This is a genomic window from Enterobacter cloacae complex sp. 309I3 (assembly GCF_050031595.1).
GTDB classification, from domain to species: domain Bacteria; phylum Pseudomonadota; class Gammaproteobacteria; order Enterobacterales; family Enterobacteriaceae; genus Enterobacter; species Enterobacter cloacae.
In genome coordinates, this window is the sequence record NZ_JBLGWI010000001.1 from 4,689,632 (window position 1) to 4,716,090 (window position 26,459).

Here is a 26,459-nt window from a genome sequence, read left to right on the forward strand (position 1 = left end):
TTAATTTCAATGTTAGGTTTATTTCTACGCTTTCGCTAGTAAACTGATATACAGATAAATTAGACGAAAAGAGGGACACCGTGGACTCCATATTTTCTATTGGCATCCAGTCATTATGGGACGAATTGCGCCACATGCCAGTCGGAGGAGTCTGGTGGGTTAATTCGGATCGTAATGAAGATGCTATCAGTCTGGTAAACCAGACAATTGCCGCGCAGGGTAAGGACTCCCGGGTCGCTGTCATTAGTATGGGCGAAGACCCGAAGCAAATTATTACGCTTGAGCGAGACCGCGGTCCACAGACGGTACGCTTGTTTTCCATGCCGTCGGAAGTAGATAGTCTATACTATTTGTCCCGCGACATTCAGTGTTCCATCAATCCAGACCGCTTTTTATTGATTCTTAAATGTTCACATAACGCCCTGCAAAATATCCCGACGGAGAAACTGCTGCAGTGGCTGGAAAAAATCAATAAATGGGCAAAATTTCAAAATTGCACGCTATTGATAATCAATCCCGGCAGTAATAACGACAAGCTGTTCTCACTTTTAATGGCGGAGTATCGCTCGCTATTCGGCCTGGCGAGTCTGCGCGACCAGGCGGGCAGCTATCTCTACGATATTGCATTCTGGTGTAATGAAAAAGGCGTGAGCGCCAGACAGCAACTTACGCTTAAACATATTGACGGCGAGTGGCACCTTGCCCAGCAAGAAGAAACCGTGGTGCAACCGCGCAGCGATGAAAAACGGATCCTGAGCCATATTGCGGTACTGGAGGGGGCGCCCGCGCTGTCTGAAAACTGGTCCCTGTTTGAGTCCAATGAAGCGCTTTTTCATGAAGCCCGCACGACGCAGGCAGCAACCCTTGTTTTCTCGCTGATGCAGAACAATCAGATTGAAACGCTGGCACGACAAATTCATACCTTACGTCGTCAACGCGGCAGCGCGTTAAAAATTGTGGTACGCGAAAACAATACCAGCCTGCGTGCCACGGATGAGCGTCTGCTTTTGGGCTGTGGCGCAAACATGGTTATCCCGTGGAATGCCCCTCTGTCACGCTGCCTGACGCTTATCGAAAGTGTCCAGGGGCAGCAGTTCAACCGCCACGTACCGGAAGATATTTCCACGCTGCTTTCCATGACGCAGCCGATGAAACTGCGTGGTTATCAGAAATGGGATACCTTCTGCGATGCCGTTGGCAACATGATGAACAACACGCTGCTTCCTGCAGACGGGAAAGGGGTAATGGTTGCCCTGCGTCCTGTACCGGGGATCCGCGTGGAACAGGCGCTCACCTTATGCCGCCCGAACCGTACCGGGGACATCATGACGATTGGCGACAACCGCCTGGTTCTGTTTTTGTCTTTTTGTCGGGTGAACGATCTCGATACCGCGCTGAACCATATCTTCCCGCTGCCTACCGGGGATATTTTCTCAAACCGTATGATTTGGTTCGAAGACAATCTGATCAGCGCTGAGCTGGTGCAGATGCGTGCCCTCGCGCCTGAAAACTGGGTGAAACCGCTACCTGTCACGAGCGATGTCAAACCGATCCTCAATGCACGGCATGACGGCCATGTCTGGCGTCGGGTTCCGGAACCCCTTCGCTTATTAACTGAGAATGGGGAGAACGCACCATCATGAATATCAGCGATATCATTCAACTGGTTGTATTCTGTGCGCTGATCTTTTTCCCGCTTGGTTATTATGCACGCCATTCACTGCGCCGTATTCGCGATACGGCCAGAATGGCGTTTGGCAAACCTCGCTATGTCAAACCAGCCGGAACACTGACACGGGCAACACACGTCAAGGCAGACCGAAAACATGACTAACTCAACTTATACCGCTTCGTCACCATCGCCTCTGTGGCAATACTGGCGCGGCCTTTCCGGCTGGAACTTCTACTTTCTGGTGAAGTTTGGTCTGCTGTGGGCTGGCTATCTGAACTTCCATCCTCTGCTGAACCTGGTGTTTATGGCTTTCCTGCTGATGCCGCTGCCCAATATCAGGCTGCATCGCTTGCGTCACTGGGTTGCCATCCCGCTGGGTTTTGCGCTGTTCTGGCATGACACCTGGCTGCCGGGGCCGGACAGCATCATGAGTCAGGGTTCGCAGGTCGCCGGGTTTAGCGCCAGCTATATCCTCGACCTGACCGAGCGCTTTATTAACTGGCAGATGATTGGCGCGGTCTTTGTGCTGCTGGTTGCCTGGCTGTTTCTGTCACAGTGGATCCGCGTCACGGTGTTTGTCGTTGCCATTATGATTTGGCTGAACGTTCTGACGCTGGCTGGGCCAAGTTTTTCCCTGTGGCCTGCCGGTCAACCGACCAGCACGGTGACCACCACCGGAGGAAGCGCGGCAGCAACCGTTGCCACGGCAGGCGACACGCCGGTGGTGGGCGATATTCCAGCACAGACCGCACCGCCGACCTCAACCAACCTGAATGCCTGGCTTTCCAGCTTCTACACCGCGGAAGATAAGCGTCAGACTAAATTCCCGGATGCACTCCCGGCAGATGCTCAGCCGTTTGAACTGCTGGTAATTAACATCTGCTCCCTCTCCTGGGCTGACGTTGATGCGGCTGGTTTAATGTCGCACCCGCTGTGGTCGCATTTCGATATCCAGTTTAAAGACTTTAACTCTGCCACCTCGTACAGCGGCCCGGCGGCCATCCGCCTGCTGCGAGCAAGCTGCGGCCAGCCATCGCACAAGAATTTGTATCAGCCCGCTGGCAACCAGTGTTATCTGTTCGATAACCTGGCGAAACTGGGCTTTACGCAGCATCTGATGCTGGGGCATAACGGTCAATTCGGTAACTTCCTGAAAGAGGTACGTGAAGAAGGGGGTATGCAGGCACCGCTGATGGATCAAACCGGGCTGCCGGTCACGCTGCTGGGCTTCGACGGCTCGCCAGTCTATGACGATACCGCCGTGCTACAGCGCTGGCTGCAGACCATTGAAAAAGACAGCAATCCGCGCAGCGCCACGTTCTATAACACCCTGCCCCTTCACGACGGTAACCATTTCCCGGGCGTGAGCAAAACGGCGGATTACAAAGTGCGTGCGCAGAAGTTCTTTGATGAGCTGGATGCGTTCTTCACTGAGCTGGAAAAATCTGGCCGTAAAGTGATGGTGGTTGTCGTTCCGGAGCACGGTGGGGCGCTGAAAGGCGACAGAATGCAGGTGTCCGGCCTGCGCGATATCCCCAGCCCGTCCATTACCAACGTGCCTGCCGGGATTAAATTCTTTGGTATGAAGGCACCGCATCAGGGCGCACCGATTGAGATCACTCAGCCAGTCAGCTATCTGGCCATCTCTGAGCTTGTGGCCCGCGCGGTCGATGGTAAGCTGTTTGTGGAAGATAGCGTGAACTGGGATCAGCTCACCAGCAATCTGCCGCAAACCGCGGAAGTGTCAGAGAATGCGAATGCGGTTGTCATTCAGTACCAGAACAAACCGTACGTTCGCCTGAACGGCGGAGACTGGGTACCTTATCCGCAGTAAGTTCTCCAGACCCTCTTCCCCTCGGGGAGAGGGAATGATTGTTCCGCGAGCCAGACGAGCATTTTCAGGCTCGCGGAATATCCTCTAGGGCGCATACTCATTTATTCAGCGCTGCGCAGGGAGATCTCACCGCCCACCCAGGGCTTGATGACGCCATCCTGCTCCAGGAGCAGGGCACCCTGTGCATCAATGCCGCGAGAGATACCGTAGATCTCCTTATCACCAATCAGCAGTTTCACCGGCCGGTTGATAAAGTTATCAAGTTTTTCCCAGCGAGACAGGAACGATGCCAGCCCTTCCTGTTCAAAGAGAGACAAGGAGGTACGCAGCTCTTTAATCATACGCACGGCAAGCGTGTTGCGATCGATGGTGATCCCCGCTTCCTGCAGGTTGGTCCACGCCTGATTCACCACATCGCTTTGCACATTTCGCATTACCATATTGAGACCGGCACCAATGACAATTTGCGCCGCATCGCCTGTTTTTCCCGTCAGTTCGACCAGAATACCGGCAAGCTTACGATCGTTCAGGTAAAGGTCGTTTGGCCATTTTACCCGTACTTTATCCGCGCCAAGCTCGTGCAGAACTTCCGCCATAACGATACCAATCACCAGACTCAGACCCACTGCGGCGGCAGGCCCCTGCTCAAGGCGCCAGTACATGGAAAGATAGAGGTTTGCGCCAAACGGCGAGAACCACTTACGCCCGCGACGGCCGCGCCCGGCCTGCTGGTACTCTGCAACGCAGGCATCCCCTGATTCCAGCTCGCCTATCCGCTCCAGCAGGTACTGGTTTGTCGAATCGATGACCGGCAATACGGCCACGTTACCCTGCCCTATCTGGCTGCGGATGAGTTCTTCATTCAGGAGCTGAATAGGCTCCGGCAGGCTGTAGCCTTTTCCGGGCACGGTGAAGACATCAACCCCCCAGTCGCGGAGGGTCTGAATATGTTTATTAATGGCAGCACGGCTCATGCCCAATTGCTCGCCTAATTGCTCGCCAGAATGAAACTCACCGTCGGCAAGGATGCCAATCAGGGTTAACGGGATGGTATTGTCCTTCACGCGATAGTCTCCACAGCATTCACTTCACCCGTACGACCAATGAAGCGGACTTCCGGCTCCAGCCAGACGTTAAATTTCTCACCCACTTGCTGACGCACATGGTGCGCCAGTTGCACCACGTCGTCGCTGGTCGCATCGTGTTGATTGATCAGCACCAGTGCCTGCTGACGGTGAACCGCTGCGCCGCCCACGGCAGTACCTTTTAACTGGCACTGATCGATAAGCCACCCTGCGGCCAGCTTCACGCTGCCATCCGCCTGCGGGTAATGCGGGGCAGTAGGCCATTTAGCCAGCAATGCTTTCGCGTTTTCGCTGCTTATGACGGGGTTTTTAAAGAAACTGCCGGCATTTCCGTTTATTTTGGGATCGGGCAGTTTGGTCATGCGCATATGGCAAACCGAGTCAAACACATCGCGAGGGGTGACGGTTGCCGGATCGAGGCGCGTTAAATCACCATAGGTCAGCACCGGCTGCCAGGTTTTGGACAGACGCAGGCCCACAGCGACAATGACGTAGCGATCCTGATATTCATGTTTGAAGATGCTGTCACGGTAGCCAAAACGGCACTGCTCTGCCGTTAAACGCTGAGCCGTACCGGTCGCCAGCTCAATGCAGTCGACATAGTCGCACACGTGTTTGAGTTCGATGCCATACGCACCGATATTTTGAATGGGCGATGATCCCGCACAGCCCGGGATGAGAGCCAGGTTTTCCAGTCCCGGCATCCCTTTTTCGAGGGTATATTGCACCAGTTGATGCCAGTTTTCGCCGGCACCTACGCGCAAACGCCAGCTATCGGCGCACTCTTCGACCTCAATTCCCATGATGCGGTTAATAATGACCGTCCCGGCAAAATCATCGAGAAACAGGACATTGCTGCCTTCGCCCAGAATCAGTACGGGTTCGTTGTTTTCTGTTGCGCGTTGCCATGCATCCAGCAGTTGCTGGGCCGTATCGGCGCGTACAATGTGATTAGCATTCCGTTGAATACCAAAGGTATTCCAGGGCTTAAGGGAGTGGTTCATAGGCGCTATCCTGATGCAAAAACGCAGGTAGTTTACCGTATAAGCAGTACGTTGTGGGGGATTAGTTTGTGCAACGCAGAAACGCAAAAAGGCCATCCTTTCGGATGGCCTCTTCACTTATTTGATGCCTGGCAGTTCCCTACTCTCACATGGGGAGACCCCACACTACCATCGGCGCTACGGCGTTTCACTTCTGAGTTCGGCATGGGGTCAGGTGGGACCACCGCGCTAAAGCCGCCAGGCAAATTCTGTTAATCTGTATCAGGCTGAAAATCTGTCTCTCTTCGCCAAAACATCTTCGGCGTTGTAAGGTTAAGCCTCACGGTTCATTAGTATCGGTTAGCTCAACGCATCGCTGCGCTTACACACCCGACCTATCAACGTCATCGTCTTTAACGTTCCTTCAGGAGACTTAAAGTCTCAGGGAGAACTCATCTCGGGGCAAGTTTCGTGCTTAGATGCTTTCAGCACTTATCTCTTCCGCATTTAGCTACCGGGCAGTGCCATTGGCATGACAACCCGAACACCAGTGATGCGTCCACTCCGGTCCTCTCGTACTAGGAGCAGCCCCCCTCAATTCTCCAGCGCCCACGGCAGATAGGGACCGAACTGTCTCACGACGTTCTAAACCCAGCTCGCGTACCACTTTAAATGGCGAACAGCCATACCCTTGGGACCTACTTCAGCCCCAGGATGTGATGAGCCGACATCGAGGTGCCAAACACCGCCGTCGATATGAACTCTTGGGCGGTATCAGCCTGTTATCCCCGGAGTACCTTTTATCCGTTGAGCGATGGCCCTTCCATTCAGAACCACCGGATCACTATGACCTGCTTTCGCACCTGCTCGAGCCGTCACTCTCGCAGTCAAGCTAGCTTATGCCATTGCACTAACCTCCTGATGTCCGACCAGGATTAGCTAACCTTCGTGCTCCTCCGTTACTCTTTGGGAGGAGACCGCCCCAGTCAAACTACCCACCAGACACTGTCCGCAACCCGGATCACGGGTCTACGTTAGAACACCAGCCATTAAAGGGTGGTATTTCAAGGACGGCTCCACGCAGACTGGCGTCCACGCTTCAAAGCCTCCCACCTATCCTACACATCAAGGACCAGTGTTCAGTGTCAAGCTATAGTAAAGGTTCACGGGGTCTTTCCGTCTTGCCGCGGGTACACTGCATCTTCACAGCGAGTTCAATTTCACTGAGTCTCGGGTGGAGACAGCCTGGCCATCATTACGCCATTCGTGCAGGTCGGAACTTACCCGACAAGGAATTTCGCTACCTTAGGACCGTTATAGTTACGGCCGCCGTTTACCGGGGCTTCGATCAAGAGCTTCGCGTTGCCGCTAACCCCATCAATTAACCTTCCGGCACCGGGCAGGCGTCACACCGTATACGTCCACTTTCGTGTTTGCACAGTGCTGTGTTTTTAATAAACAGTTGCAGCCAGCTGGTATCTTCGACTGATTTCAGCTCCACCCGCAGGGGCTTCACCTACATATCAGCGTGCCTTCTCCCGAAGTTACGGCACCATTTTGCCTAGTTCCTTCACCCGAGTTCTCTCAAGCGCCTTGGTATTCTCTACCTGACCACCTGTGTCGGTTTGGGGTACGATTTCGTGTTACCTGATGCTTAGAGGCTTTTCCTGGAAGCAGGGCATTTGTTACTTCAGCACCGTAGTGCCTCGTCATCACACCTCAGCGTTAAAAGGTACCGGATTTACCTGGAACCTCCGCCTACATGCTTAAACCGGGACAACCGTCGCCCGGCTAACATAGCCTTCTCCGTCCCCCCTTCGCAGTAACACCAAGTACAGGAATATTAACCTGTTTCCCATCGACTACGCCTTTCGGCCTCGCCTTAGGGGTCGACTCACCCTGCCCCGATTAACGTTGGACAGGAACCCTTGGTCTTCCGGCGAGCGGGCTTTTCACCCGCTTTATCGTTACTTATGTCAGCATTCGCACTTCTGATACCTCCAGCAACCCTCACAGGCCACCTTCAACGGCTTACAGAACGCTCCCCTACCCAACAACGCATAAGCGTCGCTGCCGCAGCTTCGGTGCATGGTTTAGCCCCGTTACATCTTCCGCGCAGGCCGACTCGACCAGTGAGCTATTACGCTTTCTTTAAATGATGGCTGCTTCTAAGCCAACATCCTGGCTGTCTGGGCCTTCCCACATCGTTTCCCACTTAACCATGACTTTGGGACCTTAGCTGGCGGTCTGGGTTGTTTCCCTCTTCACGACGGACGTTAGCACCCGCCGTGTGTCTCCCGTGATAACATTCTTCGGTATTCGTAGTTTGCATCGGGTTGGTAAGCCGGGATGGCCCCCTAGCCGAAACAGTGCTCTACCCCCGAAGATGAGTTCACGAGGCGCTACCTAAATAGCTTTCGGGGAGAACCAGCTATCTCCCGGTTTGATTGGCCTTTCACCCCCAGCCACAGGTCATCCGCTAATTTTTCAACATTAGTCGGTTCGGTCCTCCAGTTAGTGTTACCCAACCTTCAACCTGCCCATGGCTAGATCACCGGGTTTCGGGTCTATACCCTGCAACTTAACGCCCAGTTAAGACTCGGTTTCCCTTCGGCTCCCCTATACGGTTAACCTTGCTACAGAATATAAGTCGCTGACCCATTATACAAAAGGTACGCAGTCACACCCGAAGGTGCTCCCACTGCTTGTACGTACACGGTTTCAGGTTCTTTTTCACTCCCCTCGCCGGGGTTCTTTTCGCCTTTCCCTCACGGTACTGGTTCACTATCGGTCAGTCAGGAGTATTTAGCCTTGGAGGATGGTCCCCCCATATTCAGACAGGATACCACGTGTCCCGCCCTACTCTTCGAGTTCACAGCCTGTGCATTTTCGTGTACGGGACTTTCACCCTGTACCGTGCGACTTTCCAGACGCTTCCACTAACACACAAGCTGATTCAGACTCTGGGCTGCTCCCCGTTCGCTCGCCGCTACTGGGGGAATCTCGGTTGATTTCTTTTCCTCGGGGTACTTAGATGTTTCAGTTCCCCCGGTTCGCCTCGTTAACCTATGTATTCAGTTAACGATAGTGTGACGAATCACACTGGGTTTCCCCATTCGGACATCGCCGGGTCAAGGGTTCATATCACCTCGCCGGCGCTTTTCGCAGATTAGCACGTCCTTCATCGCCTCTGACTGCCAGGGCATCCACCGTGTACGCTTAGTCGCTTAACCTCACAACCCGAAGATGTTTCACTTCTGATTGCGAAAATTTGAGAGACTCGAACACACCATTAAAGATGTGTCGTTTCAATTTTCAGCTTGATCCAGATTTTTAAAGAGCAAAACTTCGCAGTGCACCTTTTCAGGTTCACTCTGAAGTTTTCTTGTGTTCGCAGTAAAAGATGGTGGAGCTATGCGGGATCGAACCGCAGACCTCCTGCGTGCAAAGCAGGCGCTCTCCCAGCTGAGCTATAGCCCCATCGTTTTGCAACCTCTTCAAATTTGCTGTGCAAATTTGGTAGGCCTGAGTGGACTTGAACCACCGACCTCACCCTTATCAGGGGTGCGCTCTAACCACCTGAGCTACAAGCCTGTAGAGGTTTTTTACTGCTGTTTTTCATCAGACAATCTGTGTGAGCACTGCAAAGGCAGGTTCTTTAAGGTAAGGAGGTGATCCAACCGCAGGTTCCCCTACGGTTACCTTGTTACGACTTCACCCCAGTCATGAATCACAAAGTGGTAAGCGCCCTCCCGAAGGTTAAGCTACCTACTTCTTTTGCAACCCACTCCCATGGTGTGACGGGCGGTGTGTACAAGGCCCGGGAACGTATTCACCGTAGCATTCTGATCTACGATTACTAGCGATTCCGACTTCATGGAGTCGAGTTGCAGACTCCAATCCGGACTACGACGCACTTTATGAGGTCCGCTTGCTCTCGCGAGGTCGCTTCTCTTTGTATGCGCCATTGTAGCACGTGTGTAGCCCTGGTCGTAAGGGCCATGATGACTTGACGTCATCCCCACCTTCCTCCAGTTTATCACTGGCAGTCTCCTTTGAGTTCCCGGCCGGACCGCTGGCAACAAAGGATAAGGGTTGCGCTCGTTGCGGGACTTAACCCAACATTTCACAACACGAGCTGACGACAGCCATGCAGCACCTGTCTCACAGTTCCCGAAGGCACCAATCCATCTCTGGAAAGTTCTGTGGATGTCAAGACCAGGTAAGGTTCTTCGCGTTGCATCGAATTAAACCACATGCTCCACCGCTTGTGCGGGCCCCCGTCAATTCATTTGAGTTTTAACCTTGCGGCCGTACTCCCCAGGCGGTCGATTTAACGCGTTAGCTCCGGAAGCCACGCCTCAAGGGCACAACCTCCAAATCGACATCGTTTACGGCGTGGACTACCAGGGTATCTAATCCTGTTTGCTCCCCACGCTTTCGCACCTGAGCGTCAGTCTTTGTCCAGGGGGCCGCCTTCGCCACCGGTATTCCTCCAGATCTCTACGCATTTCACCGCTACACCTGGAATTCTACCCCCCTCTACAAGACTCCAGCCTGCCAGTTTCGAATGCAGTTCCCAGGTTGAGCCCGGGGATTTCACATCCGACTTGACAGACCGCCTGCGTGCGCTTTACGCCCAGTAATTCCGATTAACGCTTGCACCCTCCGTATTACCGCGGCTGCTGGCACGGAGTTAGCCGGTGCTTCTTCTGCGGGTAACGTCAATTGCTGTGGTTATTAGCCACAACACCTTCCTCCCCGCTGAAAGTACTTTACAACCCGAAGGCCTTCTTCATACACGCGGCATGGCTGCATCAGGCTTGCGCCCATTGTGCAATATTCCCCACTGCTGCCTCCCGTAGGAGTCTGGACCGTGTCTCAGTTCCAGTGTGGCTGGTCATCCTCTCAGACCAGCTAGGGATCGTCGCCTAGGTGAGCCGTTACCCCACCTACTAGCTAATCCCATCTGGGCACATCTGATGGCAAGAGGCCCGAAGGTCCCCCTCTTTGGTCTTGCGACATTATGCGGTATTAGCTACCGTTTCCAGTAGTTATCCCCCTCCATCAGGCAGTTTCCCAGACATTACTCACCCGTCCGCCACTCGTCACCCGAGAGCAAGCTCTCTGTGCTACCGTTCGACTTGCATGTGTTAGGCCTGCCGCCAGCGTTCAATCTGAGCCATGATCAAACTCTTCAATTTAAAAGTTTGATGCTCAATGAATTAAACTTCGTAATGAATTACGTGTTCACTCGTTGAGACTTGGTATTCATTTTTCGTCCGAGGACGTTAAGAATCCATGTCACTTTGAGTGCCCACACAGATTGTCTGATAAATTTTTAAAGAGCAGTGCCGCTTCGTTTTCGCTGCGGCGCGGGGTGTGCATATTACGCCTTCCCGCTTCAGAGTCAAGTGTTTAATTTGCTTTTCTCTGCTGACCCGGCGGCGTGTGTGCCGTTGTTCCGTGTCAGTGGAGGCGCATTATAGGGAGTTATTCTGAAGTGACAAGCACAAAATACAAAAAACTTTTCGTTCGCTCACTTTTCAAACTCCACGCTTAAATACGCCGCGATTCGGGTGATAAATGCGCGATTTCCCGGGCAAAACTGCTCACCTGCGTCCAGTCGGTATAAACCACTTCTTTACGCGTATCGGTTTCACCGCCGGTCATTTTCATAATCAGCCGAATCATAAAGCGGTCATACCAGCGATAGCGGGGATAACGCAGCGCCCCTGCAAAGACGGCACACAGGTCTGGCTGCCACGGCGAATTCAGCAAAAACTTGCGCGTGTAGCTGTTGGTCTGCGGTGTACGTTTTTCAGGTTTGCGGGCCACCAGATTGACCGAGTAGAACGCCCCGGGCAGCTTATTGAGCGCTGCCGTATGCTTTTTCACAAAGCGATCCAGCGCAGGATGGAAATGCCCGTAACGGATAGACGCCCCAATCACCACGCGGTCGTAATCCTGCCAGGCGATTTGCTCCGTACGGTTCAGGTTCACCACATCAGAGTAAATGCCCAGCTCTTGTAGTTCAGAAGCCAGATAAGAGGCAATCTCACGCGTTTGCCCGTCTCGCGTAGAGAATAGAATAAGTGTTTTCACCGACGACTCCTTACTCGCGCCAGAATGTTGGGGTGAACAGCACCAGCAGCGTAAAGACCTCAAGACGCCCAAACAGCATATTGGCGATTAGGATCCATTTCGCGACCGGGTTCATACTGGCAAAGTTATCCGCCACGACCCCCAGGCCAGGCCCGAGGTTATTAAGTGTTGCCACAACGGACGCAAAGGCAGAGAAATCATCCACCCCCGTCGCGATAATTGCCAGCATACTGACGATAAAGACCAGGGCATACGCCGAGAAGAACCCCCACACCGCTTCGAGAATACGTTCCGGCAGGGCACGGTTGCCCAGCTTGATGCTATAGACTGCATTCGGGTGAACCAGGCGTTTTAATTCACGGTTCCCCTGCTTGAAGAGCAGCAGAATACGAATCACCTTCAGGCCACCGCCCGTCGACCCGGCGCAACCACCAATAAATGCCGAGCACAGCAGCAGCACAGGCAGGAACAGCGGCCAGCGCGCAATGCTGTCCGTGGTAAAACCTGCGGTTGTCGCCATCGACACCACCTGGAAGAACGCCTGGTTTAGCGTGGTCAACGCCGAGTTATAGACATCATGGAACCAGAGCACCAGCGTACAGATGACCACCAGCGTGAGCTGGACGCCAATAAACATACGGAACTCCGGGTCGCGCCAGTACACCTTCAGGCTACGTCCGCTGAGTAATGAGAAGTGTAGACCGTAGTTACAGCCGGAGATCAGCAGGAAAATAGCAATAATCGTGTTGATCGTTGGACTATCAAAGTAGCCCACGCTGGCATCGTGGGTAGAGAACCCGCCGATGGCGATTGTCGCAAAGCTGTGCCCGATGGCATCGAACGCGGGCATACCGGCAAACCACAGCGCCAGCGCACAGGCAACAGTCAGTAAAACATAAATCAGCCACAGGGTCTTCGCCGTCTCGGCAATACGCGGGCGCATCTTGTTATCTTTCAGTGGCCCTGGCATTTCTGCCCTGTATAGCTGCATGCCCCCGACGCCCAGGATAGGAAGGATGGCCACCGCCAGAACAATGATCCCCATACCACCGAACCATTGCAGCATCTGGCGATAAAAGAGAATGGCGTGGGGTAACGAATCCAGCCCAACCAGCGTAGTCGCGCCGGTAGTCGTTAAGCCGGAGAAGGATTCAAAAAAGGCATCCGTGATGCTCAGATTGGGCTGTTCAGAGAAGATAAAGGGCAGCGAACCGACGCTTCCCAGCACCGTCCAGAACAGCACCACAATCAGAAACCCTTCACGTGATTTCAGCTCACCTTTCTGACGACGGTTTGGCCACCACAGCAGCGAGCCAATCGCCAGCGCAACAAAGAAGGTCTGGGTAAATGCCCGCCCCGCGCCGTCCCGGTAGATAAGCGCCACCAGTCCTGGGAGAATCATTGTCCCGGAAAAAAGTATGACCAGCAGTCCAACGATTCGGGTTATGGCACGAAAATGCATCTCTGCCGCTTCCTTTGGTATTCAAAAAGTAAGGTGGGGATTATTCTTCAATCGGCAGCAATTGCAACGAACCGCGACTAAAATCCGCCAGTTTTGCCGAAAAAGCAGCCTGTTCAGCCTGAGGAAGCGCCACGCGCAATTGCACCATTGCCTGGTAATCACTGTGTGCAATCACACCGTTAAACTGTTTAAGCAGCGCTTCGACACCCGATAGCTGGGCGTAGTCGCACAACAAAGTATATTCGGTGAGTGGCGTTTTGCGGGTGGTGACCAACATATTAAGCGCCTGCTGTACGCCCCCGCCATACGCTTTCACCAGCCCACCGGTACCTAATAAAATGCCGCCGTAGTAGCGAACAACCACGGCGGTGATTTCACCCACGCCACTGCCCATGAGCTGGGAAAGCATAGGTTTACCGGCAGTACCCGCCGGTTCACCGTCATCAGAAAAACCCAGCTGCTGCGAATCGTCTGGCGGCCCGGCGACCCACGCCACGCAGTGGTGACGGGCGTCGGGATGCGCAGCGCGGACAGACTCAACAAACGCCTTTGCCGCCTCTACGCCATCGGTGTGTGCCAGCAGCGTAATAAAGCGGCTTTTCTTGATTTCTTCAACAAAGGTGACCGGCTCAGCCGGTATCAGCCAGCTTTCCATCAGGCCAGCTTCAGGTCTCGCGTCATATTCTCGATACCGTTCTCATGAATCACGACGTTATCTTCGATACGAATACCGCCAAACGGTTTCAGCGCGTCAATTTTTTCCCAGTTGAAGTGCTTGCTGAACTGACCTTCGCGCCATGGCGCTAACAGCGATTCGATAAAGTAGATCCCCGGCTCGATGGTCAGCACCATGCGCGGCTCAAGGATACGCGTGCAGCGCAGGTAAGGATATTTAGACGGCGCGGCGAGGTGCGTGCCGGTATCATCCTGCATAAAGCCCGCAACATCATGAACCTGCAGACCCAGCGGGTGGCCGATACCATGCGGCATAAAGGGTCCGGTCAGATCGTTTTCGACCATCGCCTCTTCGCTCATGTCTTTCACAATCTGGTGTTTACGCAGCAGTTTAGCGATGCGCTGATGGAACTGGATATGGTAATCCACATAGCTGGTTCCGGCTTTCATGGTGCTGATAAGCGCCAGTTGCTCATCGTTAACGTCTTTAATCAGATGCGCAAAATCGGTATCAGCATTGGCCGCCCAGGTACGGGTCAGGTCAGCCGCATAGCCGTTGTACTCTGCGCCTGCGTCCAGCAGGAAGCTGCGCATCTCAGACGGCACATGGTGATCCAGTTTGGTGTAATGCAGAACAGAGGCATGCTCATTCAGGGCGACGATGTTGCTGTACGGCACATCGGTGTCACGGTGACCGGTCGCGGTGAGGTACGCCTGATTGATATCGAACTCGCTCATACCGGACTGGAAGGCTTCATGCGCTGCACGGTGACCATTCACCGCCGTTTTTTGCGCTTCACGCATGCAGTAAAGTTCGTAGTCGGTTTTATACGCGCGGTAATAGTGCAGGAAATCCAGCACCCCTTTCGGGTTGAGTTTGTCTGCCGGGATATCCAGACCCAGCGCACGCTCCGGGACCGGGCCAATGTAGGCAATATTGCCACGCGCGGCAGGCAACTGGCTGCCAATACCATCGGCTTTTGGTAAAGCCATGACGTCCACTTCTTCTGTCCAGAAGCTGGTCGGCAGCGGCTCAACGTTGTGCCAGTAATCCACAGGCAGATAGAACCACAGTTTCGGCTTGTTCACGCCATCCACCAGCAACCAGCAATTTGGCACCTGTGTTACCGGCACCCAGGCTTTAAACTGCGGGTTAACCTTAAACGGATACGCATGGTCATCCAGGAAGGTATTCATCAGCTCGCCGGAGTGGATTAACAGCGCATCCAGCTTAAAGCGGGCAAGTACATCACGGGTACGTTCCTGTAGGGTAACGATATGATTTTTATAAAGCGAAGCCAGTGAGTCCATCATTCTTCCTTTCGTTTTTTTGACCTCAAGTCCTCGCATCTTAGCACACCTGTCTCCGGCTGCGTGATTTCCACCGACCGTGATCAATGCAGCAATTTCTTAATGAGTAATTTGCATTTTATTAACACAAATCCCACACTCCGACTCATCTGGTATGACCAGATCCACTTGCTGGATTCAGGAGACTGACATGCTCTACAAAGGCGACACCCTGTACCTCAACTGGCTGGAAGATGGCATTGCCGAACTGGTGTTCGATGCCCCCGGCTCAGTCAACAAGCTCGATACCGCGACGGTGGCCAGTCTTGGCCAGGCGCTGGATGTACTTGAAAAGCAAACTGATTTAAAGGGGCTGCTGCTGCGCTCGAACAAAGCGGCCTTTATTGTTGGTGCCGATATCACCGAATTTCTTTCACTGTTCCTGGTGCCTGAAGAACAGCTGAGCCAGTGGCTGCACTTTGCCAACAGCGTCTTTAATCGTCTGGAAGATCTGCCTGTCCCGACCCTTTCCGCCGTTAACGGCTACGCGCTGGGCGGCGGCTGTGAATGCGTGCTGGCCACCGACTACCGCCTCGCCACGCCGGATCTGCGCATCGGCCTGCCGGAAACCAAACTGGGCATTATGCCGGGCTTTGGCGGCTCCGTACGTATGCCGCGCATGCTGGGTGCCGACAGCGCGCTGGAAATTATTGCCGCAGGTAAAGATGTTGGCGCAGAGCAGGCGCAAAAAATCGGCCTGGTTGATGGCGTCGTGAAGCCAGAAAAACTGATTGAAGGCTCCCTCGCCATTCTGCGTCAGGCCATTAACGGCGATCTCGACTGGAAGGCCAAACGCCAGCCGAAACTGGAGCCGTTAAAGCTCAGCAAGATTGAAGCAGCCATGAGTTTCACCATCGCCAAGGGCATGGTGATGCAGACGGCGGGTAAACACTACCCGGCGCCGATCACGGCGGTGAAAACCATCGAAGCCGCAGCCCGCTTTGGTCGTGACGAAGCCCTGAAACTCGAAAACCATAGCTTTGTCCCGCTGGCACATACCAATGAAGCCCGCGCGCTGGTGGGTATCTTCCTCAACGATCAGTTCGTGAAAGGCAAAGCAAAACAGCTGACGAAAAACGTTGAGACGCCAAAACATGCGGCGGTACTTGGCGCTGGCATTATGGGCGGTGGCATCGCTTACCAGTCCGCCTGGAAGGGCGTGCCGGTGGTGATGAAAGACATCAGCGAGAAATCCCTGACGCTGGGGATGACCGAAGCGGCCAAGCTGCTCAATAAACAGCTGGAACGCGGCAAAATTGACGGTCTGAAACTCTCAGGCGTGATCTCTACTATCCAGCCCGTACTGGAATACACCGGTTTTGACCGCGTCGATGTGGTGGTTGAGGCCGTGGTAGAGAACCCGAAAGTGAAGAAAGCGGTGCTGGCCGAAACGGAAGAGAAAGTGCGTCCGGAGACCGTACTGGCCTCTAACACCTCGACGATTCCGATTAGCGAGCTGGCAAGCGTCCTGAAGCGCCCGGAAAACTTCTGCGGAATGCATTTCTTCAACCCGGTGCACCGCATGCCACTGGTTGAAGTGATCCGCGGCGAAAAAACCTCTGACGACACCATCGCAAAAGTGGTGGCGTGGGCCAGTAAGATGGGCAAAACCCCGATTGTGGTCAACGACTGCCCGGGCTTCTTTGTCAACCGCGTACTGTTCCCTTACTTCGCTGGTTTCAGCCAGCTACTGCGCGACGGCGCGGACTTCCGCAAAGTCGACAAAGTGATGGAAAAACAGTTCGGCTGGCCGATGGGGCCGGCGTATCTGCTGGATGTGGTTGGCATTGATACCGCGCATCACGCGCAAGCGGTTATGGCGGCGGGCTTCCCACAGCGCATGCAGAAAGATTATCGCGATGCGATTGACGCCCTGTTTGACGCCAACCGCTTTGGTCAGAAAAACGGTCTGGGCTTCTGGCGCTATAAAGAAGACAGCAAAGGCAAACCGAAGAAAGAAGAAGATCCGGCGGTGGATAGCCTGCTGGCCGGGGTTAGCCAGCCAAAACGTGACTTCACGGACGATGAAATCATCGCCCGGATGATGATTCCGATGATCAACGAAGTGGTGCGTTGCCTGGAAGAAGGCATTATCGCCAGTCCGGCAGAAGCCGATATGGCGCTGGTCTATGGCCTGGGCTTCCCTCCGTTCCACGGCGGCGCGTTCCGCTGGCTGGATACGCTCGGCAGCGCCCGCTATCTCGATATGGTGCAGCAGTATCAGCACCTCGGCCCGCTGTATGACGTGCCGGAAGGGCTGCGTAATAAAGCGCGCCATAACGAATCCTATTACCCAGCAGTTGAGCCAGCCCGTCCGGTTGGCGAGCTGAAAACGGCTTAAGGAGTCACAATGGAAAAGGTTGTCATTGTTGATGCGATTCGCACCCCGATGGGCCGTTCAAAAGGCGGCGCATTCCGTAACGTGCGTGCAGAGGATCTCTCAGCGCACCTGATGCGTAGCCTGCTGGCGCGTAATCCGGCGCTGGACCCGGCTGCGCTCGACGATATCTACTGGGGCTGTGTGCAACAGACGCTTGAGCAGGGCTTCAACATCGCCCGCAATGCTTCGCTGCTGGCGGAGATCCCACATTCGGTGCCGGCAGTTACCGTCAACCGTCTGTGCGGCTCCTCAATGCAGGCACTGCATGATGCGGCGCGTATGATCATGACCGGTGACGCGCAGGCCTGCCTGGTCGGCGGCGTGGAGCACATGGGCCATGTGCCAATGAGCCACGGGGTCGATTTCCACCCGGGCATGAGCCGTAACGTGGCGAAAGCCGCAGGAATGATGGGCCTGACCGCTGAAATGCTGTCCCGCCTGCACGGAATTAGCCGTGAAATGCAGGATACCTTCGCCGCGCGTTCTCATGCTCGTGCATGGGCCGCCACGCAATCCGGCGCGTTTAAGAATGAGATCATCCCGACCGGCGGCCATGATGCTGATGGCGTTCTGAAGCAGTTCAGCTACGACGAAGTGATCCGCCCGGAAACCACCGTTGAAGCGCTATCCACCCTGCGCCCGGCGTTTGACCCGGTCACCGGTACGGTCACGGCAGGTACCTCGTCGGCGCTGTCTGACGGAGCGGCCGCGATGCTGGTAATGAGCGAAAGCCGCGCCCGCGAGCTGGGGTTAACGCCTCGCGCCCGGGTGCGCTCAATGGCGGTGGTAGGCTGCGATCCTTCTATCATGGGTTACGGCCCGGTTCCGGCCTCGAAGCTGGCGCTGAAGAAAGCGGGATTGACCACCAGTGATATCGACGTGTTCGAGATGAACGAAGCCTTCGCCGCGCAGATCCTGCCGTGCATTAAAGATTTGGGGCTGATGGAGCAGATCGACGAGAAAATTAACCTCAACGGCGGCGCGATCGCCCTCGGTCACCCGCTGGGCTGCTCCGGGGCGCGTATCAGCACAACGCTGATTAACCTGATGGAACGCAAAGATGCGCAGTTTGGTCTGGCAACGATGTGTATTGGGTTGGGTCAGGGTATCGCAACGGTGTTTGAGAGAGTGTAAGGCTATAACGTAGGCCCGATAAGCGTCGCGCCATCGGGCTTTTGCCGGGAGGCGCTGCGCTTTCCCGGCCTACGAGAGGTACCTCGCCGCAAGTGACGCCATTTGCGAAGAGAGACAGTTTAGTTGCCGTTCTTCCCGCCTGTCAGGGGCGGGTTTTTTATTTAGATAAACGCAAAAGCATCGCCAAACAGACGATCTTCACGCGCATCTCGTTCGTTACAGAACAGGTCACGGGCAATTTTCGCCATCTCAAAGCGGCCAGCGATATAGATATCGTGCCCTGCCAGCGTGCCATGATCCTGCAGTACCGCCGTCAGCACTGTGCCGCTACGCCCACGCCAGCCCTCTTCCGGCTGCTCAACCACCGGTTCAACACGCAGGTTGGGATGGTTAACGCTCAGCGCTTCAAGCTCAGAGAGATCGTAGAGATGTTTCTCTTCGCGGCCACCCCAGTAGATAGTGATATCACGGTTCGGGTTACGCGCCAGGGCCGTCAACAGAATAGAGCGCACGTAGGAGAAGCCTGTACCACCGGCAATCAGGATCAGCGGACGGTCTTCATCGTCACGCAGCCATGCATCACCGTGGGGAATATCCACCACGATCTCGCGCTCTTTTAGAATGCGGTCCATGACGGCCATTGCATACAGGTTAAGCTCTGACGCACCAATATGAAGCTCAATAAATTCCTGCTCCGCTGGCGTTGAGGCCATAGAGAAAGGACGCTTATCACGTTCATCCATCACGACCATCAGGTACTGACCAGCACGGAAAGAGAATGCCGCTTCAGGCACTAAACGGACGCGATATACGGTGTCGGTGATAGCATCTACCGAGGTCACTTTACAGCTTAAGGTTGTCATTCGCTCTCTCTGTCGGGAAGTCTATAGGGCTTAACGGTCAGCCTGCGGTTTACCGTTATTCATTATGGCCAGTTCGTCCCAGATCGCGTCAATTCGCGCGGTCACAGCAGGATCTTTCTTGATCGGGCGACCCCATTCACGGTCGGTTTCGCCAGGCCATTTATTTGTGGCATCCAGTCCCATTTTTGAGCCAAGACCGGAGACCGGCGAGGCAAAATCCAGATAATCTATCGGCGTGTTTTCCACTAACACCGTATCGCGCGCCGGATCCATTCGCGTGGTAATGGCCCAGATAACATCATTCCAGTCGCGGGCGTTAACGTCATCATCGCAGACAATCACAAATTTGGTATACATAAACTGGCGCAGGAAAGACCATACGCCCATCATCACGCGTTTAGCGTGACCAGGATACTGCTTCTTCATTGTGACCACCGCCAGGCGATACGAGCATCCTTCCGGCGGCAGATAGAAATCAACAATTTCCGGGAACTGCTTTTGCAGGATCGGCACAAACACCTCATTCAGCGCCACGCCCAGTACTGCAGGTTCATCCGGTGGACGTCCGGTATAGGTGGAGTGATAAATCGCATCTTCACGCTGGGTAATGTGCGTGACGGTAAACACCGGGAAGTTATCCACTTCGTTATAATAGCCCGTGTGGTCGCCGTACGGACCTTCGGGTGCCAGCTCGCCCTGTTCAATGTAACCTTCCAGGACAATCTCTGCACTCGCGGGCACTTCGAGGTCGTTAGAGATACACTTCACGACTTCCGTTTTGGTGCCACGCAGCAGTCCTGCAAAGGCATATTCAGAGAGTGTATCCGGCACTGGCGTTACCGCGCCCAGAATGGTGGCGGGGTCAGCCCCTAATGCCACTGAGACCGGAAAACGCTCGCCCGGGTGTGCAGCGCACCACTCCTGGAAATCCAGCGCGCCGCCGCGATGCGACAGCCAGCGCATGATGAGCTTATTCTTGCCAATCAGCTGCTGGCGGTAAATACCCAGATTTTGACGCTCTTTATGCGGCCCGCGTGTGACGGTGAGCCCCCAGGTAATGAGTGGCGCGGCATCTTCAGGCCAACACTGCATGATCGGGATTTTGGTCAGATCTACCGCATCCCCTTCCAGCACTTTCTGCTGGCACGGCGCACCGCGCAGACGTTTGGTTGGCATGTTCAGCACCTGCTTAAACTGCGGCAGTTTGTCGAACAGATCGCGGAAGCCTTTCGGTGGCTCCGGCTCTTTCAGAAACGCCAGCAGTTTACCCACTTCACGTAACGCCGTGACGTCCTCCTGGCCCATGCCCAACGCCACACGGCGAGGGGTTCCAAACAGGTTGCACAGCACCGGCATTGAATAACCCTTCGGGTTTTCAAACAGAAGCGCCGGGCCACCGGCACGCAGGGTGCGGTCAGCAATTTCTGTCATTTCCAGATAAGGATCGACAGGAAGCGTAATGCGTTTGAGTTCGCCCTGCTTTTCAAGCAGCGTCAGGAAGTCGCGGAGATCGTGGTATTTCATGCAGTTAATCATGGCCTCTCTGTAAGCGCTTCATTATACGGCGTAAGCCTGCGTGATGCTGTAATTTTGTTAAATTAGCGTGAACTTCTGCATCCTGTTCCCTTTTCGGCCATTATAATCAACTTAGCGATCCCGCCAGGGTTTTGATATGCTTGCGCCCGAAACTAAGGGAAAGAGTGATTATGCAGGCCTGGTATTTACTGTATTGCAAACGCGGGCAACTTCAGCGCGCGCAGGAACATTTAGAACGTCAGTCTGTAAATTGCCTGACACCCGTGATCACGCTTGAAAAAATGCAGCGCGGGAAGCGCACAACCGTCAGTGAGCCGCTATTTCCGAACTATTTGTTCGTGGAATTCGACCCAGAAGTGATCCACACCACCACCATCAGCGCCACGCGCGGCGTCAGCCATTTTGTTCGTTTTGGTGCGCACCCGGCAACGGTGCCGTCGACGGTGATCCATCAGCTTTCGGTTTATCAACAACCTGAAGATATTACCGACCCGGAAACCCCGTACGCGGGAGACAGTGTCGTCATCACCGAAGGTGCCTTCGAAGGCCTGCAGGCGATTTTCGCCGAGCCGGACGGTGAAGCACGCTCCATGTTATTGCTCAATCTGCTTAATAAGCAGGTGCTACAGAGCGTGAAAAACACCGACTTCCGCAAAGTTTAAAAATCAATGCCAAACAGGCGACGCACGTTGTCATCCGTCTGCGCAGATAACCCGTGCGGATCCTCTCCGCGCCACTGCGCCACGCTCGTGACAATATGCCCCAGCCATGCCGGTTCGTTACGTCGCGATGCCGGTTTTGGTTTCATATCACGCGGCAATAAATAAGGCGCGTCGGTTTCGAGGAGCAACCGGTCGGCCGGGATCACCGGCAACAGTTCGCGAAGCTCCAGCCCGCGGCGTTCATCGCACACCCAGCCGGTAATCCCCAAATAAAGCCCACGATCCAGACAGTCCAGCGCCTCCTGACGTGAACCGGTAAAACAGTGCAGCACCGCGCCTGGCAGTTTATCCAGCCAGGGATCCAGCAGCGCGAGGAAGCGCTCATGCGCGTCGCGACAGTGCATAAACACCGGCATTTCAAGCTCGGCCGCCAGGGCAAGTTGCGCCGTAAACGCTTTTTCCTGCTCGGCAGGGGTGGAAAAATTGCGGTTGAAATCGAGCCCACATTCCCCGATAGCCACCACTTCGGCAGTTTTCGCCAGCCTGTGAATGATATCAGCGCTCTCCGACGTCCACTGGCTGCTGTCATGAGGATGCACGCCCGCGGTAGACCAGCAACGGTCGTAGCGTTGGGCCAGCTGTTGCGCCTGCTCGCTTTCATGCAGGTTGGTGCCTGTCAGCAACAATCCTTTTACGCCAGCGGCAAACGCGCGCGCCACGACGTCGTCGCGATCTTTGGCAAACTGTGAACTGGTCAGGTTAAGTCCAATATCAAACATGCAATTCCCCATATGACAACCGCCCTGACGGGCGGCTGGTTTTACTCTTCAGTGCTCTTTTCAGAGACGTCGTCTTCGTCCTCTGACCGACGCCCTTTCCCCACATAGAAACGTGAGAAGAAGACGCCTACCTCAAACAGACAGTACATCGGTATGGCCAGCAGCGTTTGCGAGAAGACATCGGGCGGCGTCAGCAGCATGCCGACCACAAATGCGCCGACCAGAATATACGGACGCTTTTTACGCAGGTCTTCTGGTGTGGTTACACCCACCCAGCAAAGCAGCACAATCGCAACCGGCACTTCGAACGCCACGCCGAATGCCATAAACAGCGCCATCACAAAGCTGAGGTAGCTGGCAATATCGGTCGACACCTGTACCCCTTCCGGCGCGGTATGCGTCAGGAAGCCAAAGGCCAGCGGGAAGACAACAAAATAGGCAAACGCCATGCCGATATAGAACAGCAGCGAGCTGGAGACCAGCAGTGGGATCACCAGTTTGCGTTCATGCTTATACAGAGCGGGCGCCACAAACGCCCAGATCTGATACAGCAGGATGGGTGCAGAAGCGATCAACGATACCCAGAACGTGAGCTTAATGGGCGTAAAGAACGGCGAAGCAACGTCCGTCGCGATCATCGTTGCGCCCAGCGGCATCTGCTTTATCAGCGGCGCGGAGACAACCTGGTAGATGTCGTTGGCGAAATAAACCAGGCATAAGAAAATAACGAAAACCGCAATAATGCAGTTTAACAGGCGCTTACGCAGCTCAATGAGGTGCGTAATGAGCGGTTGAGTATCATCTACTGCCATGTTTACGCTTTATCACTCGACGAGGGGGATGATTCGGTAACAGGCGCGGCGGGCTTTGCTTCAGCCGCGTTGACCACAGGGTCTTCCGGCTGCGCCTGTTTTTTCAGTTCAGGTTCCTGCGGCGTATGTTCAGGCGCGGTGGCCTGATGCTCCGCGCTGGCAGGCGTTACGCCCTCGCGCTGCGCTTCACTGTTCTTCACCACCGGGTTATGAATGGTGTTCGCTTCATCGCTCGCTTTTTCAGGATCGTTGACGCTGTAGGAACGCTTCATGGATTCTGCCGCTTCGCGCAGTTCATCCATGGAGGCTTTCAGTTCCGGCGTCAGGTTATCCATGCTCGCCTTCTCAACCTTTTTCAGGCTTTCCTGAAACTCCTGCAGCTTAAGTTCCTGCGCCAGCTCGTTCTGTACGGTGGATGCCAGCGAACGAAGCGCACGCACCCACCCCACAACCGTTTTGACTGCAACGGGTAAACGCTGTGGCCCCAGCACGATGAGGCCAATCACAAAGACCAGCAGCAGCTCACTAAAACCAATGTCGAACACGACTTACACCTGCTCTTTATCGTGGCGTTTAGCGTCTTCCTTTTTGGCATCTTCTTGCTTGTCGGAGATGGATTTAGCAGTAAAGTCAGCGTCCTGGCTGGTTTTATCCTGCTTGCTCTCATCATCGCTCATTGCTTTCTTGAAGCCTTTGATAGACGCGCCCAGATCGGAACCGATAGAACCGAGCTTTTTGGTGCCAAACAGCAGCACGACGATGACGGCAATAATGACTAATTGCCAGATACTGATACCACCCATACATATTCCTCAGAGATAGATGATTAATTAGTCAGACCGCATTATACGTATGCGACCTGGTGATAGCGATGCCTGTTCAGCGCGTCTTTCTCCAGCCAACGAACCAGACCACTATTCCGGCAGCCATTAGCCAGGCGGGCATCATCTGCCAGTCCGGACGGTTGATTAACAACAACGTACCACTGAGCAGTAGGGTTGCGCCAATGCCAAACAGATAGCGAGACTGGCCCTGGCGTATGCGGTTCGACTGAAGCTCGTGGGCGATTTTATCCATGCTGAGCTGAAGGTTCTTGCTCTGACGCAAACTGTCATACACCAGTTCAGGAAGTTCCGGCATTTTTTCAACCCAGAACGGGGCTTTCTCTTTGAAAGCCCGCACCAGAGCCGGAATGCCAACCTGATCCTTAATCCAGGATTCCAGGAACGGTTTCGCGGTCTTCCACAAGTCTAACTGAGGATAGAGCTGTCGACCTACACCTTCAACGTAAAGTAATGTTTTCTGAAGTAAAACAAGCTGTGGCTGCACTTCCATATTGAAGCGGCGAGCGGTGTTAAACAGATTCAGCAACACGTGACCGAACGAGATTTCCGCCAGCGGTTTTTCAAAAATCGGTTCACAGACGGTACGGATGGCAAACTCAAACTCTTCGACATTGGTGTCCGGCGGAACCCAACCTGAGTCAACGTGCAGTTCAGCCACTTTACGGTAGTCACGATTAAAGAAGGCGATAAAATTCTCCGCCAGATAACGCTTATCTTCTTTATTGAGCGAGCCGACAATGCCGCAATCAATGCCGATATATTGCGGGTCGTCCGGATGCTCATAGCTCACAAAGATATTGCCCGGATGCATGTCTGCGTGGAAAAAGCTGTCGCGGAAGACCTGAGTAAAGAAGACCTGTACGCCACGTTCAGCCAGCAGCTTCATGTTCGTTCCCTGTTTCTCCAGGGCCACGACATCCGAGACGGGAATACCGTAAATACGTTCCATGACCATCATGTTCTGGCTGCAGTAGTCAGAATAGACTTCAGGAACATACAGCATCGGGCTGTTTTCAAAATTGCGCCGTAGCTGAATGGCGTTTGCCGATTCGCGCAGCAGGTTTAGTTCATCGATCAGCGTTTTTTCATATTCCCGTACCACTTCCAGCGGGCGCAGGCGGCGTCCGTCAGGGAGCAGACGCGGAACCCAGCGCGCCAGACGATAGATAAGCTTCATGTCCGCTTTGATGATCGGCAGAATATCCGGGCGGATAACTTTGATAACGACTTCTTTGCCATTCTCTTTCAGACGCGCGGTATGCACCTGGGCAATGGAGGCAGAAGCCAGCGGCTGAATGTCGAAATCGTCGAACCAGGTCTCAACAGGAATATTGCCCATCGCCTCTTCGATCTGTTTTTTCGCGCGCACGCCGTCAAACGGGGCCACGCGATCCTGCAGCAGTGCCAGCTGATCGGCAATCTGGGGCGGGAAAAGATCGCGACGGGTCGAGAGCATTTGGCCGAACTTAATCCATACCGGGCCCAGCTCCTGTAGCGCCAGACGCAGGCGTTCACCCAGCGGCTGTCCTTTGTGGCGATTAGGCATCCAGAACAACATCCGCCGCCAGATACGAAGCGGCAGCGTGATACGCATTTTGGGGATAAGCTCGTCGAGCCCGTAACTCAAAAAGGTGTGGACGATAAAATAGAGGCGCCGAATTTCACCAGGCGTCATTTGCCCTCCAGTTTTTCCAGCCGTTTGGTTAACGCATCAACCGCACGTTCAACAGCCGCAGTCTCTTCCGCGAACCAGGCCACTTCCAGCGGTCCAGGGGCCATACGCCACTCTTCAGTCAGCACTTCTGCCGCATAGCGCTGCTGACGTTGCAGGCTTTTACGCAGGAAGGCGGTACCACCATGCAGGGCTTTGCCGATCCCTTCCGCTGCAATGTCGCCAATAAACGGGGCAAGCAGTTCCGCCGGGTCAAACTCGGCTAAATCGCTGAGCGCAACGAAATTTTGTACGACCTGAATGTCGCCTCCCACTTCCAGCTCACCGCTGCGGATCAGCGCCGTCAGCTGCTGACGGTCACGCAGTTTTGGCAGCACGCTCATGCGCGTGATGACAGAGCAATCGGCGTCTCCTTCCCACTCCCCCAGAACATCAAGCTGGCGTTCGCTGAAGACCAGCACAAGCGGCGTCGAGAACTCTTTTAAAACGATCCGCAATACCTTCCCGTTAAGTCGCTGCCGCGCGGCTTTTAGCGCTGGCGCACGATAGAGAAAGGCATTCAGTACATTTTCGATGCCTGCGGTGACTAAGGGTTTAAAGGGCACAGGAC

General features: G+C 54.4%; 20 protein-coding genes, 2 tRNA genes and 3 rRNA genes. 6 read left to right on the forward strand and 19 right to left on the reverse strand.

Annotated elements, in window-relative coordinates; all coding sequences use genetic code 11:
* The first annotated feature begins 80 nt into the window (after positions 1 to 80).
* From bcsE to bcsG, 3 genes are read left to right on the forward strand one after another with little or no spacing between them, the layout of a single operon-like run.
* The gene (gene bcsE, locus ACQG22_RS22460) at positions 81 to 1,643 is read left to right on the forward strand and encodes a cellulose biosynthesis c-di-GMP-binding protein BcsE (protein WP_214453276.1); all 1,563 of its coding nucleotides are present in this window, start codon (positions 81 to 83) and stop codon (positions 1,641 to 1,643) included.
* Positions 1,637 to 1,834: a cellulose biosynthesis protein BcsF gene (gene bcsF, locus ACQG22_RS22465; protein ID WP_028027931.1), complete on the forward strand. Its 198-nt coding sequence runs from the start codon at positions 1,637 to 1,639 to the stop codon at positions 1,832 to 1,834. The genes bcsE and bcsF overlap by 7 nt, the downstream gene beginning before the upstream one ends.
* Positions 1,827 to 3,506, forward strand: a complete 1,680-nt coding sequence (bcsG, locus tag ACQG22_RS22470; RefSeq protein WP_013099223.1) for a cellulose biosynthesis protein BcsG — start codon at positions 1,827 to 1,829, stop codon at positions 3,504 to 3,506. The genes bcsF and bcsG overlap by 8 nt, the downstream gene beginning before the upstream one ends.
* A 101-nt stretch (positions 3,507 to 3,607) precedes the next feature.
* On the opposite strand, the gene birA is transcribed toward bcsG, so the two are convergent.
* From birA to pepQ, 11 genes are all read right to left on the reverse strand, one after another.
* Positions 3,608 to 4,570 carry a bifunctional biotin--[acetyl-CoA-carboxylase] ligase/biotin operon repressor BirA gene (birA, locus tag ACQG22_RS22475; protein ID WP_013099224.1) on the reverse strand — a complete coding sequence of 321 codons (963 nt, stop codon included), beginning with the start codon at positions 4,568 to 4,570 and terminating at the stop codon, positions 3,608 to 3,610.
* A complete protein-coding gene (gene murB / locus ACQG22_RS22480; protein WP_100168881.1) occupies positions 4,567 to 5,595 on the reverse strand; it encodes a UDP-N-acetylmuramate dehydrogenase in 1,029 nt (342 codons plus the stop codon). The genes birA and murB overlap by 4 nt, the downstream gene beginning before the upstream one ends.
* Positions 5,596 to 5,721: 126 nt before the next feature.
* A 5S ribosomal RNA gene (rrf, locus tag ACQG22_RS22485) occupies positions 5,722 to 5,837 on the reverse strand.
* A 66-nt stretch (positions 5,838 to 5,903) separates the two neighbouring features.
* Positions 5,904 to 8,807, reverse strand: a 23S ribosomal RNA gene (locus ACQG22_RS22490).
* Between the two features lie 171 nt (positions 8,808 to 8,978).
* Positions 8,979 to 9,054, reverse strand: a tRNA-Ala gene (locus ACQG22_RS22495).
* A gap of 37 nt (positions 9,055 to 9,091) precedes the next feature.
* Positions 9,092 to 9,168 (reverse strand) — tRNA-Ile (locus ACQG22_RS22500).
* Between the two features lie 70 nt (positions 9,169 to 9,238).
* A 16S ribosomal RNA gene (locus ACQG22_RS22505) occupies positions 9,239 to 10,778 on the reverse strand.
* The 16S, 23S and 5S rRNA genes sit together here with 2 tRNA genes alongside, the layout of an rRNA operon.
* 355 nt (positions 10,779 to 11,133) lie before the next feature.
* Positions 11,134 to 11,679, reverse strand: a complete 546-nt coding sequence (gene hemG, locus ACQG22_RS22510; protein ID WP_013099226.1) for a menaquinone-dependent protoporphyrinogen IX dehydrogenase — start codon at positions 11,677 to 11,679, stop codon at positions 11,134 to 11,136.
* Between the two features lie 10 nt (positions 11,680 to 11,689).
* On the reverse strand, positions 11,690 to 13,141 hold the full coding sequence (trkH, locus tag ACQG22_RS22515; protein WP_013099227.1) for a Trk system potassium transporter TrkH: 1,452 nt from the start codon (positions 13,139 to 13,141) through the stop codon (positions 11,690 to 11,692).
* Between the two features lie 40 nt (positions 13,142 to 13,181).
* Complete coding sequence (locus tag ACQG22_RS22520; protein WP_013099228.1) at positions 13,182 to 13,796, reverse strand: IMPACT family protein; 615 nt, start codon at positions 13,794 to 13,796, stop codon at positions 13,182 to 13,184.
* Positions 13,796 to 15,127, reverse strand: a complete 1,332-nt coding sequence (gene pepQ, locus ACQG22_RS22525) for a Xaa-Pro dipeptidase (RefSeq protein WP_013099229.1) — start codon at positions 15,125 to 15,127, stop codon at positions 13,796 to 13,798. Before pepQ ends, ACQG22_RS22520 begins: the two co-directional genes overlap by 1 nt.
* Positions 15,128 to 15,317: 190 nt before the next feature.
* Between pepQ and fadB the strand changes: the two genes are divergently transcribed.
* Positions 15,318 to 17,507: a fatty acid oxidation complex subunit alpha FadB gene (gene fadB / locus ACQG22_RS22530; protein ID WP_155022880.1), complete on the forward strand. Its 2,190-nt coding sequence runs from the start codon at positions 15,318 to 15,320 to the stop codon at positions 17,505 to 17,507.
* 9 nt (positions 17,508 to 17,516) lie between these two features.
* Positions 17,517 to 18,680, forward strand: coding sequence for an acetyl-CoA C-acyltransferase FadA (fadA, locus tag ACQG22_RS22535; RefSeq protein ID WP_020688730.1), 1,164 nt, complete (start codon positions 17,517 to 17,519; stop codon positions 18,678 to 18,680).
* Between the two features lie 161 nt (positions 18,681 to 18,841).
* Here fadA and fre read toward each other — a convergent pair whose 3' ends face one another.
* Together fre and ubiD are read right to left on the reverse strand one after the other, a co-directional pair.
* A complete protein-coding gene (gene fre / locus ACQG22_RS22540) occupies positions 18,842 to 19,543 on the reverse strand; it encodes an NAD(P)H-flavin reductase (RefSeq protein WP_013099232.1) in 702 nt (233 codons plus the stop codon).
* A gap of 30 nt (positions 19,544 to 19,573) precedes the next feature.
* Complete coding sequence (ubiD, locus tag ACQG22_RS22545; protein ID WP_161496900.1) at positions 19,574 to 21,076, reverse strand: 4-hydroxy-3-polyprenylbenzoate decarboxylase; 1,503 nt, start codon at positions 21,074 to 21,076, stop codon at positions 19,574 to 19,576.
* Positions 21,077 to 21,249: 173 nt separating this feature from the next.
* On the opposite strand from ubiD, the gene rfaH reads away from it, so the two are divergent.
* A complete protein-coding gene (gene rfaH / locus ACQG22_RS22550) occupies positions 21,250 to 21,741 on the forward strand; it encodes a transcription/translation regulatory transformer protein RfaH (protein WP_013099234.1) in 492 nt (163 codons plus the stop codon).
* Here rfaH and tatD read toward each other — a convergent pair.
* From tatD to ubiJ, 6 genes are all read right to left on the reverse strand, one after another.
* Positions 21,738 to 22,520 carry a 3'-5' ssDNA/RNA exonuclease TatD gene (gene tatD / locus ACQG22_RS22555; protein ID WP_013099235.1) on the reverse strand — a complete coding sequence of 261 codons (783 nt, stop codon included), beginning with the start codon at positions 22,518 to 22,520 and terminating at the stop codon, positions 21,738 to 21,740. The two genes, rfaH and tatD, sit on opposite strands and share 4 nt — an antisense overlap.
* Positions 22,521 to 22,561: 41 nt before the next feature.
* A complete protein-coding gene (gene tatC, locus ACQG22_RS22560; protein ID WP_013099236.1) occupies positions 22,562 to 23,332 on the reverse strand; it encodes a Sec-independent protein translocase subunit TatC in 771 nt (256 codons plus the stop codon).
* A gap of 2 nt (positions 23,333 to 23,334) precedes the next feature.
* Complete coding sequence (gene tatB, locus ACQG22_RS22565) at positions 23,335 to 23,877, reverse strand: Sec-independent protein translocase protein TatB (protein ID WP_023621768.1); 543 nt, start codon at positions 23,875 to 23,877, stop codon at positions 23,335 to 23,337.
* A 3-nt stretch (positions 23,878 to 23,880) separates the two neighbouring features.
* Positions 23,881 to 24,135: a Sec-independent protein translocase subunit TatA gene (gene tatA, locus ACQG22_RS22570; protein ID WP_013099238.1), complete on the reverse strand. Its 255-nt coding sequence runs from the start codon at positions 24,133 to 24,135 to the stop codon at positions 23,881 to 23,883.
* Between the two features lie 76 nt (positions 24,136 to 24,211).
* Positions 24,212 to 25,852, reverse strand: a complete 1,641-nt coding sequence (gene ubiB / locus ACQG22_RS22575; protein ID WP_057071190.1) for a ubiquinone biosynthesis regulatory protein kinase UbiB — start codon at positions 25,850 to 25,852, stop codon at positions 24,212 to 24,214.
* A complete protein-coding gene (ubiJ, locus tag ACQG22_RS22580; RefSeq protein WP_369706807.1) occupies positions 25,849 to 26,454 on the reverse strand; it encodes a ubiquinone biosynthesis protein UbiJ in 606 nt (201 codons plus the stop codon). Before ubiJ ends, ubiB begins: the two co-directional genes overlap by 4 nt.
* Between the last annotated feature and the right edge of the window lie 5 nt (positions 26,455 to 26,459).

Excerpts from the sequence above, each read along its gene's own strand:
- bcsG (WP_013099223.1), top strand. The coding sequence starts at position 1,827 with ATGACTAACTCAACTTATACCGCTTCGTCACCATCGCCTCTGTGGCAA.
- murB (WP_100168881.1), bottom strand. The coding sequence starts at position 5,595 with ATGAACCACTCCCTTAAGCCCTGGAATACCTTTGGTATTCAACGGAAT.
- trkH (WP_013099227.1), bottom strand. The coding sequence starts at position 13,141 with ATGCATTTTCGTGCCATAACCCGAATCGTTGGACTGCTGGTCATACTT.
- ACQG22_RS22520 (WP_013099228.1), bottom strand. The coding sequence starts at position 13,796 with ATGGAAAGCTGGCTGATACCGGCTGAGCCGGTCACCTTTGTTGAAGAA.
- pepQ (WP_013099229.1), bottom strand. The coding sequence starts at position 15,127 with ATGGACTCACTGGCTTCGCTTTATAAAAATCATATCGTTACCCTACAG.
- fadB (WP_155022880.1), top strand. The coding sequence starts at position 15,318 with ATGCTCTACAAAGGCGACACCCTGTACCTCAACTGGCTGGAAGATGGC.
- fadA (WP_020688730.1), top strand. The coding sequence starts at position 17,517 with ATGGAAAAGGTTGTCATTGTTGATGCGATTCGCACCCCGATGGGCCGT.
- fre (WP_013099232.1), bottom strand. The coding sequence starts at position 19,543 with ATGACAACCTTAAGCTGTAAAGTGACCTCGGTAGATGCTATCACCGAC.
- rfaH (WP_013099234.1), top strand. The coding sequence starts at position 21,250 with ATGCAGGCCTGGTATTTACTGTATTGCAAACGCGGGCAACTTCAGCGC.
- tatD (WP_013099235.1), bottom strand. The coding sequence starts at position 22,520 with ATGTTTGATATTGGACTTAACCTGACCAGTTCACAGTTTGCCAAAGAT.
- tatC (WP_013099236.1), bottom strand. The coding sequence starts at position 23,332 with ATGGCAGTAGATGATACTCAACCGCTCATTACGCACCTCATTGAGCTG.
- tatA (WP_013099238.1), bottom strand. The coding sequence starts at position 24,135 with ATGGGTGGTATCAGTATCTGGCAATTAGTCATTATTGCCGTCATCGTC.
- ubiB (WP_057071190.1), bottom strand. The coding sequence starts at position 25,852 with ATGACGCCTGGTGAAATTCGGCGCCTCTATTTTATCGTCCACACCTTT.